The sequence below is a fragment of the Pseudomonas sp. WHRI 8519 genome (assembly GCF_040224055.2).
In the GTDB taxonomy this organism is placed as follows: Bacteria; Pseudomonadota; Gammaproteobacteria; order Pseudomonadales; family Pseudomonadaceae; genus Aquipseudomonas; species Aquipseudomonas putida_X.
This window is the reverse complement of record NZ_CP167996.1, coordinates 3,623,878-3,636,353: the sequence shown is the minus strand read 5'-3', so window position 1 is coordinate 3,636,353 and position 12,476 is coordinate 3,623,878. Positions and strand designations below refer to the sequence as shown.

The following is a 12,476-nucleotide window of genomic DNA, read 5'->3' as shown; positions in this document are numbered from 1 at the left end:
CTATGTCTCGATTACGGTTCTGAACAGTCAGCGATTTATGAGCGCGATCACTGCATCAGTGATCTGCCGGGTAGTCGCTGTCCCGCCCAGATCAGGGGTGTGCAGGCCGCTTTCGGTAACGGCTTCGATAGCTGACATCAGCTGTTTTGCCGCTGCCACCTCGCCCAGGTGTTCAAGCATCATCGCCGCGGTCCAGAAGGTCGCAATCGGGTTGGCTACGCCTTTGCCGGTGATGTCGAAGGCTGAACCGTGAATCGGCTCGAACATCGAGGGGAATTGACGCGATGGGTTGAGGTTGGCGGTGGGGGCGATACCCAAGCTGCCAGACAATGCGGCGGCCAGGTCGGACAGGATGTCGGCGTGCAAGTTGGTGGCCACGATCACATCCAAGGTGGCCGGTTTGAGTACCATGCGCGTAGTGACAGCGTCGACCAGCTCCTTGTCGATCCTCACATCCGGGAAGTCCTTGGCGACTTCGTAGAAGATCTCATCCCACAGCACCATGCCATGGCGCTGGGCATTGGATTTGGTCACCATGGTCAGGTGCTTGCGTGGGCGACTCTGCGCCAGCTGGAAGGCAAAGCGATGGATGCGCTCGACACCGGCGCGCGTAAATACCGATACCTCGGTGGCCACTTCTTCCGGCAGGCCGCGGTGTACGCGACCACCATTACCGGAGTATTCACCCTCCGAGTTCTCCCGCACCACCACCCAGTCGATCTGGTCGCCGTTGTGCAACGGGCTCTTCACGCCGGGCAGCACGCGTGCCGGGCGCACATTGGCGTACTGATCGAAACCCTGGCAAATCGGCAAGCGCAGGCCCCACAAGGAAATATGGTCCGGTACGTCCAGGGCACCGACCGCGCCGAAGAAGATCGCGTCGAAGGCCTTCAATGCTTCCAGGCCACCCTCGGGGATGTAATGGCCAGTCTGCAGATACTTCTCCGAGCTCCAGTCAAAATCCTTGAAGGTCATTTCGAAGCCGGATTTTTTCGACAGGGCTTTGAGAACCTCAACGCCGGCGGCAATCACTTCAATGCCAATTCCGTCGCCAGGGACAGCTGCGATGTTGTAACTATTCATGGACACCTACCTTCTCTGGATTTTCTTGTTTTCCCTGTCGATCACACCGAGGGACAGGTTGTGAGCAGAGTGTAATCAGAAATCCAAAGGCAATAAGTCATGCAAAATAACTAGATAAATTACTTGAGGTTACTAATCGCCAGGCCCATTCTGTAGGCCCATTCACTGTGCTGAGCCAGGCATGAACCAGACATTGGATCTTTCCTTTTTCCATCTGCTCGCCACCCAAGGCAGCCTCGCGGCCACTGCGCGCGAGCTCGGCATAACGCCACCGGCGGTGAGCAAGCGGCTGGCGGCCTTGGAGGCACGGTTTGGTGTGCGCCTGGTCAATCGCACCACCCGCGCGATGAGCCTGACGTCGGAGGGTGAGCTGTATTTTTCACACGCTGCGCGGATCCTCACGCAAATCAACGAGGTGGAGCAGATGGTCGTCAGCAGTCGCGCGACGCCCAAAGGCCTGATTCGCGTCAATGCCTCCCTCGGTTTTGGTCGGCGGCATATCGGCCCGGCGTTGGCGGCGTTCTACAGCCGCTACCCGGAAGTGGAAGTCCAGCTTGAAATCACCGACCACCCACTGGACCTGGCTACTCACGGTTTTGACCTTGGAATCCGCTTCGGCACGATGCCGGATTCTGCATTCCATGCTCGCAAGATAGCTTCCAACCGCCGACTGTTGTGCGCCTCGCCGCTGTACCTGGAAAAGCACGGCATTCCCACGCGCCTGTCGGATCTGCAGCAGCACAACTGCATCTTCATCCGCCAGAACGAAACACCTTATGGCGTATGGAGTTTCACCACGGGTAGCCGTACGCAAAACATCAAGGTACGCGCTGCTTTGGGTTGCAACGACGGGGAGGTCGCACTGAACTGGGCATTGCAGGGTTACGGGATACTGATGCGTGCCGAGTGGGATATCGCCCGTTACGTACGCAGCGGCCGGCTGCGCCTGGTACTGGAGAATGAGACCCCGACGTGTGCGGATGTCTATGCGGTGTACCCCCAGCAGCTACATCTTTCAACGCGCGTGCGCAGCCTTATCGACTTCCTGGTCGAACGTTTCGCTCATATCGACCATGTTGAGGATAATGAGGGAGCGACCTGAGCCGGGAAACTCAAGCTCTGGACTGCCCCCATGAAGTTGGACGCCATCCGCCCCTTGGAGGCAGTCCGGGAATGTCACCAGCCTTCAGGCATGCGCTGTACCCGTGGGAGCCGCGCTTGCCGGCGATGGGCCGCGAAGCGGCCCCGGTTGCAGATGTCCGCCATGGTCAGGCAGTTCAGCCCTTAGTGCATCATGCCCAGCTCGGCATCATCCATCAGTGCTTTGGCCAACGCACTCAGGTAGTGCGAGGCCCAGATCAGCTGTGGTTTACCGTCCATCAAGCCTTCGATGGTCAGGTCCCGCACATAGCCCATCAGCTCTGAAGCCTGTTCGCGGGCATTCTGGCAAGGGATGCCCGCTTCGATGCGAAACAATGGATGGGTCTGGTTTTCACCCTGGTAGAACGTGGTCTTACCGACAGTAACTTTGGTGTCATCTGGGGTCATTGCGTTGCCTCCCTGAAGGTTTAGGGCCTGGGCGAACGTCATGACGGACAACCCGCCTTTAGCTCAGCACCGGTCTCACGCAGCGCGCTGTGCGTACGGGCTTGCCGGCCACAGCGCCCGCCCAGGCAACACAGGCTTAACGGCCTAGTGCAGGGTGCGTGGTTCGGTCGGCATCTGCAGCTGGATCAGCGCTGATTCGAGCAGCACGCGTAGCGACTCGAGCTCATGCATCGAGGCCATCATTAGAACCGAGGCGGACGTTCTGGGCTGTAGCGAAACAGCCTGCTGCGCCACGCTCTGCGCGCACAGGGCGAACTCCGCAGCCTGGATGATCGTGTCTTCGAGGGAGTGGTGGTTGTGGGGTGGATCGGGGACGGCCTTTAGCATAGCTATTTACCTTTTTTGTGCTGCCACCTGTCTGCTGTCAAACAGAAGGGTGGCAGCTGTACGTGGGTTGACAGACCGGCGGAAATAGCTAAGTTCCGGCGCACGCAAGCGTGCCCGCACGTACAGCCACCATAAGGGGGCCGCACACTATTTGCCGTCACAGCCTGTCAAAGCTGTATCGTTGATGAGCAACGACCCGCCGAGACTAGAACGCAGCCCAAGCGACGGCAACGGAAAAAGTGCGGCGAGAGTATGTTTGGGAAATGGACTACAAGGAAGAGGCAAAATCTGATTTCTTGGCGTTTCCAGCGCTCGAGATGTGGGTGACGGAGTCTTGAAACACCACAGGTCATGGCTCAGCACTTTCACCCATGGCTGGAGGAGCGGCTCGGCGACGCTCGGTATTATAGATTCGGGCGCTTGGATGGTGACCTGCCAGTCGGTTGCGGGGATTGGCCTCGTGAGCATTGTTGAGGCTGCTCAGCCGAAGCAATGAACGGGTTATAAGAATGGAGTTAACGTGGCAACTGCGACACCGGCTTGAACCAAGAGCGTGACCGAGAGCCATTTGGGCTCCCGCCGTATAAACCAGTAAACCGCGTTGAAGATCATTGAAATCAGGTTGGTGAGCGCCAGGATCGCAAATGCAAGAATGCCCGAGATCTTGACGGGGGAAGTGGTTGGCGACTGAAGTACGTAAAGCGCCAGGATCGGGCCAAGGATCACTGTTGTGATCGAAAGGCCAGCCACCGTGCGGGTGAATTTCAAAGCCTCGTCGGGCGTCATTGCGTGGGATGTCCTTCTATGTCCGGGCTTGTGGCATCACTGCCAATGGGTACATTCTGCGGCGTTCATGTAAGGGTTCACAAGGACGTCCATGATTCCCGTCGATATGCCGCTCATGTTGCTCGGCTACATGATCTACCTCTTTTCCGAAGTTTTTCTCTGGCTTTTCATCGCCGGCCTGATCGCCTTGCTGATTCCGCGAAGCCGTCGTTGTATGGTGGCGCGGCGCTGGAGGTTCGGCTTGTTGCTGATGTTGCTGGCAGTCGGGAGTGTGCCTTACATCGAGTCCAGCTACAGGCTCTGGCAGGATTGGCGTGCGCACAATCCTCGCCTCGAACACGATGAAGTGCTCGGTGATCTGGTGCTTCCAGCCGGGACGCGGGTCCATCTGGGAAACCTGGAGCCTTTCAACGACCTGTCTGGCGATCCCGTGCCCTATGGCATGCAGAGCCTGGATCATGCTGATTTCGACCGCACGCCAGGTCACATCATGGGCATGCCCGTGCGTCGTCTGAAACTGGCGCTGGGCCATGGTTTCGCGACGGTCGAGACCCTGTCGGCCCATGACCTGGCAGGATGGAAATGTGAGCCTGGGGAGATCGAGTTTGATTTTCCGTTCGGTGCTCATTTCAAGTTTGCCGAATGGAAGATGAGTCGATGCACGCTGGCGCCAGGTACCGAGCTGGGCGGCATCGTTTGGCCTGGGCCGGTAAGCGTATCCCCCGACACTACTGGTTGGCTGGCCAGGTCAGAGGAGCGCCCGGTCAAGGTACTGGGGATCGAAATGCGCTCACTGATCATGATCGTGGATCGCCCATATGGGGAGGGGCGCTGGTGGCAAGGCCACGCGAACCAGCCCTTCGACTTCGGCCCTATTCACTATCCGGCCGACATCCAGGTCAGCCGTGATCGAGGCCAGATGCTGTTCAGTCTGCCACCGGACGCACAAGCCCAGGATCGACGTACTGGTGCGCCCATAGAGGGCGGGCAGACGGTGGTGCAGAGTATGGCCGGGGAGGTGCTGGCAGTACGTACCAACCGCTCCATGGGTGTTTATTTTCCTGACGAAATCATAGTGCGCTGAGGGTCAATGAGCTCAGGCGGGCCGCAGTGTCCGCAATGGGTCGCAAGCTTCCGGTCGTGGATGACCGCTACCGACCCAGGCTGTGTGAAAACGCCCGCAGTTGTCTAACCTTCTGACCGTCGTGATCGTGGCGGGGACAATCATGAAGCGGTTCATCGAAGGTGAAGCTCGGACGCAGGTCACATTGCTGCCAGAGTGCCTGGATGACTACATCACCAATGAAAACCCAGTGCGAGTGGTCGATGTCTTTGTTGATGAACTCGACCTGAGCGCGCTCGGTTTCGCAGGCGTCGATCCGGCAGCAACAGGTCGCCCGGCCTACCATCCAGCGGTCCTGCTGAAGATCTACATCTACGGCTACCTAAACCGCATTCAGTCCAGCCGCCGGCTCGAGCGTGAAGCTGAACGCAATGTCGAGTTGATGTGGCTTACGGGGCGTCTGGCTCCAGATTTCAAAACCATCGCCGACTTTCGCAAGGACAACGGTAAAGCCATTCGCAGTGTCTGCCGTCAGTTCGTGATCCTCTGTCGCAACCTCAACCTGTTCTCTGACTCAATCATTGCCATCGACGGCAGCAAGTTCAAAGCCGTGAACAATCGCGACCGTAACTTCACCCAGGCCAAGGTGAAGGCCCGTATGCAGCAAGTCGAGCAGAGCATTGAGCGCTATCTGACAGCGATGGATTCGGCGGACCGGGCAATGCCGGAGGTGGCTGTGGCCAAGGCCGAGCGACTGAAAGAGAAGATCGAAACGCTGAAACAGCAGATGCAGAAGCTCAAAGACATTGAAACGCAGCTACTTCAAACCCCAGACAAACAAATTTCTCTCACAGATCCCGATGCTCGCTCCATGTCAGTTGGTGGTCGGGGCAGTGGCACCGTTGGCTATAACGTGCAGACGGCCGTTGACGATCAGCACCATCTGATCGTTGCACATGAGGTGACGAATGTCGGTCATGATCGCGGCCAGTTGAGCAACATGGCGAAGCAAGCGCGTGACCAAATCGGTACTGAATCGCTGAATGTCGTTGCCGACCGGGGCTACTACACAGGCACGGAAATCGTTGCATGTGAGCAAGCTGGAATCTCGCCCTTCGTACCGAAACCACTGACCTCTAGCAGCAAAGCCGAAGGTCGATTTGGCAAGCAGGATTTCCTATACGTCTCGGCATCGGATGAGTATCGATGCCCTGCGGAGCAATTACTGACCAAGCGTTACTCAACTTGGGAAGACGGGATGCTGATGCATGTTTATTGGTTCTCGGGCTGCCAGTCCTGCGCGATGCACAAGCAATGTACGACGGGCAAAGAGCGCCGGTTGAAACGCTGGGAACATGAAGCGACCCTCGACTCGATGCAGGTTCAACTGGAGCACGATCCGGGGAAAATGAAGGTGCGCCGCCAAACCGTTGAGCATCCATTTGGAACGCTCAAGTACTGGATGGGGGCGACCCACTTCCTGACCAGGACCCTGCCAAGGGTCAGTACTGAAATGAGCCTCCATGTGCTCGCTTACAACCTCAAGCGAATGATGAGCATCTTGGGCATCAGGGGGCTGCTCGAAGCGCTCAAAAGGTGAAATGGCCTACTGAGCCGCCAGTTAGGGGCCCCAAAGTCTCCACGAAGGACTCATACCGGCCAGATGCACCCTTGCGAGGCCAACTGAGCTAATCCAGGCAATTTCCTGCCAGTTTTGCAAGCGCCCCTAGATAGCCACGACCTTCAACGCATTCCGCGAGTTTTCACACAGCCTGGACCCAAATCGGCCATCCGCGAAGGGGCGGCTGTCGGCCAAAAGCGGATTCTCGTAGGCAGCTCTCTTGTCCGCAACACGGTACCGTCGCTCCAGCTTTCAGCTCGCTCTGAATGGCTAAGAAACAAGAATGGCGGTAGCATTCTATCCTCTCGGCTTAAACAGCCTGTTTTTCAGATCAGGGTCGCATTGTGGAAAAGCTAAAACGCCTCCAAAGTGGAATCGAAGGGCTCGACGCTCTGCTCAAGGGAGGTCTGGTCGCAGGCGCCTCATACATAATCCAAGGGCGTCCGGGGTCTGGAAAAACAATCCTCGCCAACCAGCTTGGGTTTCATCATGCGAACAATGGCGGTCGGGTTCTCGTCGCCACGCTGCTGGCTGAGTCACATGATCGTCTATTCCAGTTTCTTTCTACCCTTAGCTTTTTCGACTCGTCAAAAGTCGGTGCCGAAATCCAGTTTGTCAGTGCCTTTGACACCTTGGAAAACGAGGGGCTGGATGAGGTAGTGAAACTGCTTCGGCGTGAAATTAGCCGCCAGAAAGCCACTGTTATGGTCGTGGATGGTTTGCTCAATGCACGTTCGAAAGCTGACTCCCCCATCGACACTAAGAAGTTCATCTCGGAGCTGCAAGGGCATGCAGCTTTTGCTGGTTGCACGGTGCTATTTCTCACCAGCTCGCGACTTGACGATGGCAGTCCTGAGCACACCATGGTTGATGGCGTAATTGAGATGGGCGAAGAGCTATACGGTACTCGCTCAGTGCGTCGTATTCAGCTGCGAAAGACTCGGGGCAGTGGCGCAATGACCGGTCTTCATGAGTGTGAAATTACCGAAAATGGCTTGGTTGTTTACCCGCGACTCGAAAGTCTCTACAGCCACCCGTCGTCTCCCGATAGCGCTGGCATGACGCGAATCCCCAGCGGCATTAAGTCACTGGACGACATCTTAGGCGGAGGCCTGCACAGTTCCAGCGTGTCGCTGGTAATAGGCCCCTCCGGGATCGGCAAAACAACACTGGGCCTCAAATTTCTGGCTGAGTCGACCGCAGAGTCTCCGGGCCTGCATTTTGGCTTTTACGAAAGTCCACAGAGGTTGCGACTCAAAGGCCTGTCATTGGGTATTGATATCAAAGGCATGGAAGACAGCGGCGCGTTGAGCATTGCCTGGCAGCCTACTACTGAAGGTCTTCTGGACGGGCTGGGCACACGACTGCTGAGTCTTGTCGAAGAAAAGGGCATCAACCGCGTATTCATCGATAGTCTGAGCGGCATGACACGAGTTACGACAAATCCGGCGCGGATAAATGATTTCTTCAGTGCTCTGATGAACGAGCTTCGATCCAGGGGGGTTACGGTATTCGCATCCTGGGAGATGCGCGATTTATTTGGCTCCGAGGTCAGCGCACCAAACTCTGACCTGTCCAGCATCGTCGACAACCTGATGCTGATGCGATTCGCTGAGAATCACTCTGAATTAAGCAGGACGCTTTCCATTCTTAAAGTACGAGACAACTCTTACGACCCTTCGCAATTCGAGGTCGTCATCCGTGACCAAGACGTTTTCCTGAAAAAGGCTTCAAGACATGAACCATCAGTACCCACTGAGTCATCGCCTGGTTCAAAATCTTAAGCTTTTGTGCGGGTTGAATTAACATGACCACCATCCTGGTCGTCGACGACGAGTATCTGATCGCTGACATTCTCAGTTTTGCGCTGGAGGATGAAGGCTTCATGGTGGTGACGGCCAGTAATGGCCAAAAAGGGCTCGAAGTACTTGATAGAGAACGTCCAGATTTGATCATTACCGACTTTATGATGCCGGTCATGGATGGCCAAGAGTTCGCCACCGCCGTCCGCGCCCTTCCTTCCTGTAAGGATTTGCCAATTATTTTGATGAGCGGCGCTCAGGCGCACATAGGCATGCAGAGATCGGATCTGTTTGACGCGGTATTGCCAAAGCCATTCAGGATGGACGCGGTTCTAGCCGAAGTTCGAAAGCTACTTTCTCTCGAATAGACCTGTGCCGTGCTGATGATCACCACCATTAATCTTAGGTTCTCCTTCACTGCGAGAGCCCACCTATGCGGGCTTTTTCCCCTTAAATAAACAGAAGCCATAGAGTTGCCACGTTTTTTAATGTCGTCCAATGACTGTTTCTGGCCGTAGCGGTCGCGGCCGAGTGTCCGCTTATGGCCGTTAGCTGCCTGTCGCGAACGGCAGTTGGGTCGAAAGCACTCAGTCAGCAATAACTTATTTCGGCCCATGGCGGACATCGGAAGGCCGGGGCCGCTTCGCGGCCCATCGCCGGCAAGCCCGGCTCCCACAGGTACTGCGCAGGCCCGGAGACTGGTCATATCTCTGTGGGAGGAAGTGCTTGGTGACTTGCTGCTTGCGCCTGGTACGCGAGTCCATCTGCCAGATCTGGAGCCTTTCAACGACCTGTCCGGCGATCCCGTGCCCTATGGCATGCAGCGCCTGGATCAGGCTGATTTCGACCGCACGCCAGGTCACATCATGGGCATGCCTGTGCGTCGTCTGAAACTGGCGCAGGAGGTCAGAGGAGCGCCCGGTCAAGGTACTGGGGATCGAAATGCGCTCACTGATCATGATCGTGGATCGCCAATATGGGGAGGGGCACTGGTGGCAAGGCCACGCGAACCAGCCCTTCGACTTCGGCCCTATGCACTATCCGGCCGACATCCAGGTTCACCTGTGGGCGCCGCGCTTGCCGGCGATGGGCAGCGAAGCAGCCCCGTTTACAAATGTCTGCTTTGGGGCGGTTAGCGCCTTGGGGTCGAGCTGACCATCCTTGTCTTCCCTCAGATGGAGCTTTCGGCCACCAGCCGCCATTTGTGAGTGATCGTCTTCGATCAGGCTGGATTGTCAGCTTCCAGGTTGCTTGTCAACCAATCGATGAGCTGTTGAGCATTGCTTTCACTGTCACGGTGAGTCAGTAAGGCCCAGTTCGGGCCGCGAATGGTTTGCTCTACCAGCGGCTGCAACAGACCGCTGTCCCGCGCCTGACGGCTGAGCAACTGGCTGACCAACGCAATCCCCAAGCCGGCGCACGCAGCGTCCAGCAACAGGCCCGGATCGGAGAAGTTCAGCCCCTGATCCTGCTGACCGACATCGATCCCGGCTTCCACCGCCCAATGGCTCCAGTCCATCTCCCGTTCGCCGTGCAGCGTCGTGCGTTGTACGGCGGGCTGCGCCAATACGCTCGGGTGGCAGGCCGGGTAGAGTCGGTCAGTATGCAGCACCTTAAAGCTGCATTCGGCTTGCGAGCTGATGTCGTCGCGCACGGCGAGGTCAATTGTTTGGCTGACCATGTCCGGCACCTCGTCGGTGCTGAAAATCCACAGATCGACATGCGGGTGCTGTTGCCGGAAATCCGCCAGACGCGGCAGCAGCCAGTGCCGGGCAAACGCCGGCGTGGTGTTGAGCACCAGCTGGTTGGGCTTCTGATATTGCCCGAGGCGACGGATGCCGACTGCCAGTTGCTGGAGCATCGCCTGGGTGGTGCTGAGCAGATCGTGGCCGGCGTCTGTCAGTGTCACCCTGCGCCCGCTGCGAAAGAACAGAGGCTGTTCAAGGTACGCCTCGAGGCTGCGGATCTGCTGGCTGATCGCCGACTGGGTGAGGTGCAGCTCATCGGCCGCCTTATGAAAGCTGCTAAGGCGAGCAGCCGCTTCAAAGCCGCGCAGCCAACTGAGCGGAGGCCAGTGCTTCAGCATATTGATAAGTTCCTCTAATCAGTTGTGCGCAAAATCCATCGTTTGTTGGCGCGGTTTCACGTGGGTAGCATCCATCTCACGCCAAATCACGGCAGTTGTCATTGAACACAATGGCTTAATCGAGAGGTGCTTGCCATGCCGCGCAACGAGAATAACAACAACGCTTGGATGATGCCCGCCGAGTGGGTCACGCACGCCGCTACGTGGATGGTCTGGCCGCACAACCAGGCGCAGTGGGAGTCGGGTTGGCGCGTGACGCTGGCGCAGGTTCAGGAGGACTTCGCCCGCGTCGCCAATGCCATCGCCCGTTTCGAACCGGTGAAAATGGTTGTCGATCCGTCGGCCCTCGCCAGTGCCAACGCCCTGTGCGGGCCGAACATTGACATGATCACGCTGGCGGTCAACGACAGCTGGTGCCGCGACTCCGGCCCGAGCTTCGTCATTCACCCGGAGCAAGGTCTGGCCGGGGTGAGCTGGCGTTTCAACGCCTGGGGCGGCAAGTCGGCCCATGATCTGGACGAAAGCCTGGCCCGTCGCGTGCTCAATCACTTGGGCAGCGAGTGCTTCGGCACGGCGCTGAGCAATGAGGGTGGCGCGATCCACGTGGACGGCGAGGGCACGCTGATTACCACCGAATCGGTGCTGCTCAACCCCAACCGCAACCCCGGCGTGAGCAAGTCCGAGATGGAAGAGATCTTCAGCCGCTTGCTCGGTGTGAAGAAAACCATCTGGCTGCCGGGCGATCCGGATTACGTCACGGGCGACATGACCGACGGCCACGTCGATGGCATCTGCGCCTTCGCTCGTCCCGGTGTGTTGCTGGTGGATGCGACGCACGATCGCACCTCGGTGTACGCCGAAGTCGTAAGGGAAAACCGCCGCGCACTGGAGCTGGCCAGCGACGCTCAGGGCCGCAAGTTCGAGATGATCGAGCTGTACGAAGCCACCGATGCGATAGACAGCGAAGCCGAGGTGTTTTGCGCTTCGTACACCAACTTCTACATCGCCAATGGCGCGATCATCATGCCGGCGTACGGTATCGAAGCCGATCATGTCGCGGCAGAAACGCTGGCCAAGGCGTTCCCGGGACGTGAAGTGGTGCCAGTGCAAATCAATCACTTGGCTCATGGTGGTGGCGGTGTGCACTGCATCACTCAGCAACAGCCAGCTTTGCCGGTGGAGGGTTGATAGATGACGTCACTTAAAGTCGCCACCACCCAGATGCCATGCACCTGGGATCTGAAGAGCAACCTCGACAGAGCCGAGCAGTTGGTGCGTGAAGCGGCTGGGCAGGGCGCGCAGGTGATCCTGTTGCAGGAGCTGTTCGCCACGCCGTATTTCTGCATCGAGCAGCGCCATCAACACATGGCGCTGGCCGAGGAGTACGGCAACAGTCAGGTGCTGTCGCGTTTCGCCACGCTGGCCCGTGAACTGGGTGTCGTGTTGCCGCTGAGCTGGTACGAGAAGGCTGGCAATGCTTACTTCAACTCCCTGAGTGTGGCGGATGCCGACGGGCGCCTGTTGGGCGTGTACCGCAAGACCCACATCCCCAACGCCATCGGCTATCAGGAGAAGGAATATTTCAGTCCCGGCGATACCGGTTTCAGAGTATGGGGCACCGCGTTCGGTCGCCTGGGGGTGGGCATCTGCTGGGATCAGTGGTTCCCGGAAACCGCCCGCTGTCTGGCCTTGATGGGCGCTGAAGTGCTGCTGTTCCCCACGGCTATCGGTTCTGAACCGGGCTGCGCGGATCTGGACTCGCGGGACCACTGGCAGATGACCATGCGCGGCCACGCCGCTGCCAATCTGCTGCCGGTGATTGCGTCCAACCGGGTCGGCCGTGAAGTGGCGGGCACCGATGCAACGCTGCAAATGAATTTCTACGGCTCATCGTTCATCTGCAACCACAAGGGAAAAATGCTCGCCGAAGCCGACCGCACCAGCACCGGTGTTTTGTTGCAAAGCCTGGATCTGGCGGCCATGCGTGAAGATCGCTTGAGTTGGGGCATCTACCGCGACCGCCGCCCGGAAATGTACGGCGCCTTGCTGAGCCAGGACGGTCGTCACCTTAATGCTCGTTGGAATCCTCAAGGAGTCTGA

Annotated in this window: 13 protein-coding genes; 8 read left to right on the top strand and 5 right to left on the bottom strand. The window is 57.9% G+C overall.

Annotation, left to right across the window (positions count from 1 at the left end):
- Positions 1-27: 27 nt before the first annotated feature.
- Entirely contained in the window at positions 28-1,083 is a 1,056-nt protein-coding gene (locus ABRP30_RS16615; RefSeq protein ID WP_267816835.1) for a tartrate dehydrogenase, read from the bottom strand.
- A 181-nt stretch (positions 1,084-1,264) separates the two neighbouring features.
- Here ABRP30_RS16615 and ABRP30_RS16610 point away from each other — a divergent pair, with 181 nt between their 5' ends.
- Positions 1,265-2,185: a LysR family transcriptional regulator gene (locus tag ABRP30_RS16610; RefSeq protein ID WP_267816833.1), complete on the top strand. Its 921-nt coding sequence runs from the start codon at positions 1,265-1,267 to the stop codon at positions 2,183-2,185.
- Positions 2,186-2,367: 182 nt separating this feature from the next.
- On the opposite strand, the gene ABRP30_RS16605 is transcribed toward ABRP30_RS16610, so the two are convergent.
- The 3 genes from ABRP30_RS16605 to ABRP30_RS16595 all read right to left on the bottom strand — a co-directional run bounded on the left by ABRP30_RS16605 (position 2,368) and on the right by ABRP30_RS16595 (position 3,804).
- Entirely contained in the window at positions 2,368-2,631 is a 264-nt protein-coding gene (locus ABRP30_RS16605; protein WP_241805282.1) for a DUF3077 domain-containing protein, read from the bottom strand.
- Positions 2,632-2,775: 144 nt separating this feature from the next.
- Positions 2,776-3,018: a hypothetical protein gene (locus ABRP30_RS16600; protein ID WP_267816830.1), complete on the bottom strand. Its 243-nt coding sequence runs from the start codon at positions 3,016-3,018 to the stop codon at positions 2,776-2,778.
- 501 nt (positions 3,019-3,519) lie between these two features.
- Entirely contained in the window at positions 3,520-3,804 is a 285-nt protein-coding gene (locus ABRP30_RS16595; RefSeq protein WP_267816828.1) for a hypothetical protein, read from the bottom strand.
- 91 nt (positions 3,805-3,895) lie between these two features.
- Between ABRP30_RS16595 and ABRP30_RS16590 the strand changes: the two genes are divergently transcribed.
- From ABRP30_RS16590 to ABRP30_RS16570, 5 genes are all read left to right on the top strand, one after another.
- Positions 3,896-4,888 (top strand): hypothetical protein, encoded by a 993-nt coding sequence (locus tag ABRP30_RS16590; protein ID WP_267816826.1) that lies wholly within the window; start codon positions 3,896-3,898, stop codon positions 4,886-4,888.
- A gap of 142 nt (positions 4,889-5,030) precedes the next feature.
- Complete coding sequence (locus ABRP30_RS16585) at positions 5,031-6,467, top strand: IS1182 family transposase (protein WP_267816637.1); 1,437 nt, start codon at positions 5,031-5,033, stop codon at positions 6,465-6,467.
- A 362-nt stretch (positions 6,468-6,829) separates the two neighbouring features.
- Positions 6,830-8,272, top strand: coding sequence for an ATPase domain-containing protein (locus ABRP30_RS16580; RefSeq protein WP_267824005.1), 1,443 nt, complete (start codon positions 6,830-6,832; stop codon positions 8,270-8,272).
- Between the two features lie 23 nt (positions 8,273-8,295).
- Complete coding sequence (locus tag ABRP30_RS16575; protein WP_349974879.1) at positions 8,296-8,658, top strand: response regulator; 363 nt, start codon at positions 8,296-8,298, stop codon at positions 8,656-8,658.
- A 574-nt stretch (positions 8,659-9,232) separates the two neighbouring features.
- Positions 9,233-9,445: a hypothetical protein gene (locus tag ABRP30_RS16570; protein ID WP_267816822.1), complete on the top strand. Its 213-nt coding sequence runs from the start codon at positions 9,233-9,235 to the stop codon at positions 9,443-9,445.
- A gap of 67 nt (positions 9,446-9,512) precedes the next feature.
- On the opposite strand, the gene ABRP30_RS16565 is transcribed toward ABRP30_RS16570, so the two are convergent.
- Complete coding sequence (locus ABRP30_RS16565) at positions 9,513-10,376, bottom strand: LysR substrate-binding domain-containing protein (protein ID WP_349974878.1); 864 nt, start codon at positions 10,374-10,376, stop codon at positions 9,513-9,515.
- Positions 10,377-10,511: 135 nt separating this feature from the next.
- Between ABRP30_RS16565 and ABRP30_RS16560 the strand changes: the two genes are divergently transcribed.
- Positions 10,512-11,564 (top strand): agmatine/peptidylarginine deiminase, encoded by a 1,053-nt coding sequence (locus ABRP30_RS16560; protein WP_267816818.1) that lies wholly within the window; start codon positions 10,512-10,514, stop codon positions 11,562-11,564.
- A gap of 3 nt (positions 11,565-11,567) precedes the next feature.
- Positions 11,568-12,476 (top strand): N-carbamoylputrescine amidase, encoded by a 909-nt coding sequence (gene aguB, locus ABRP30_RS16555; RefSeq protein WP_349974877.1) that lies wholly within the window; start codon positions 11,568-11,570, stop codon positions 12,474-12,476.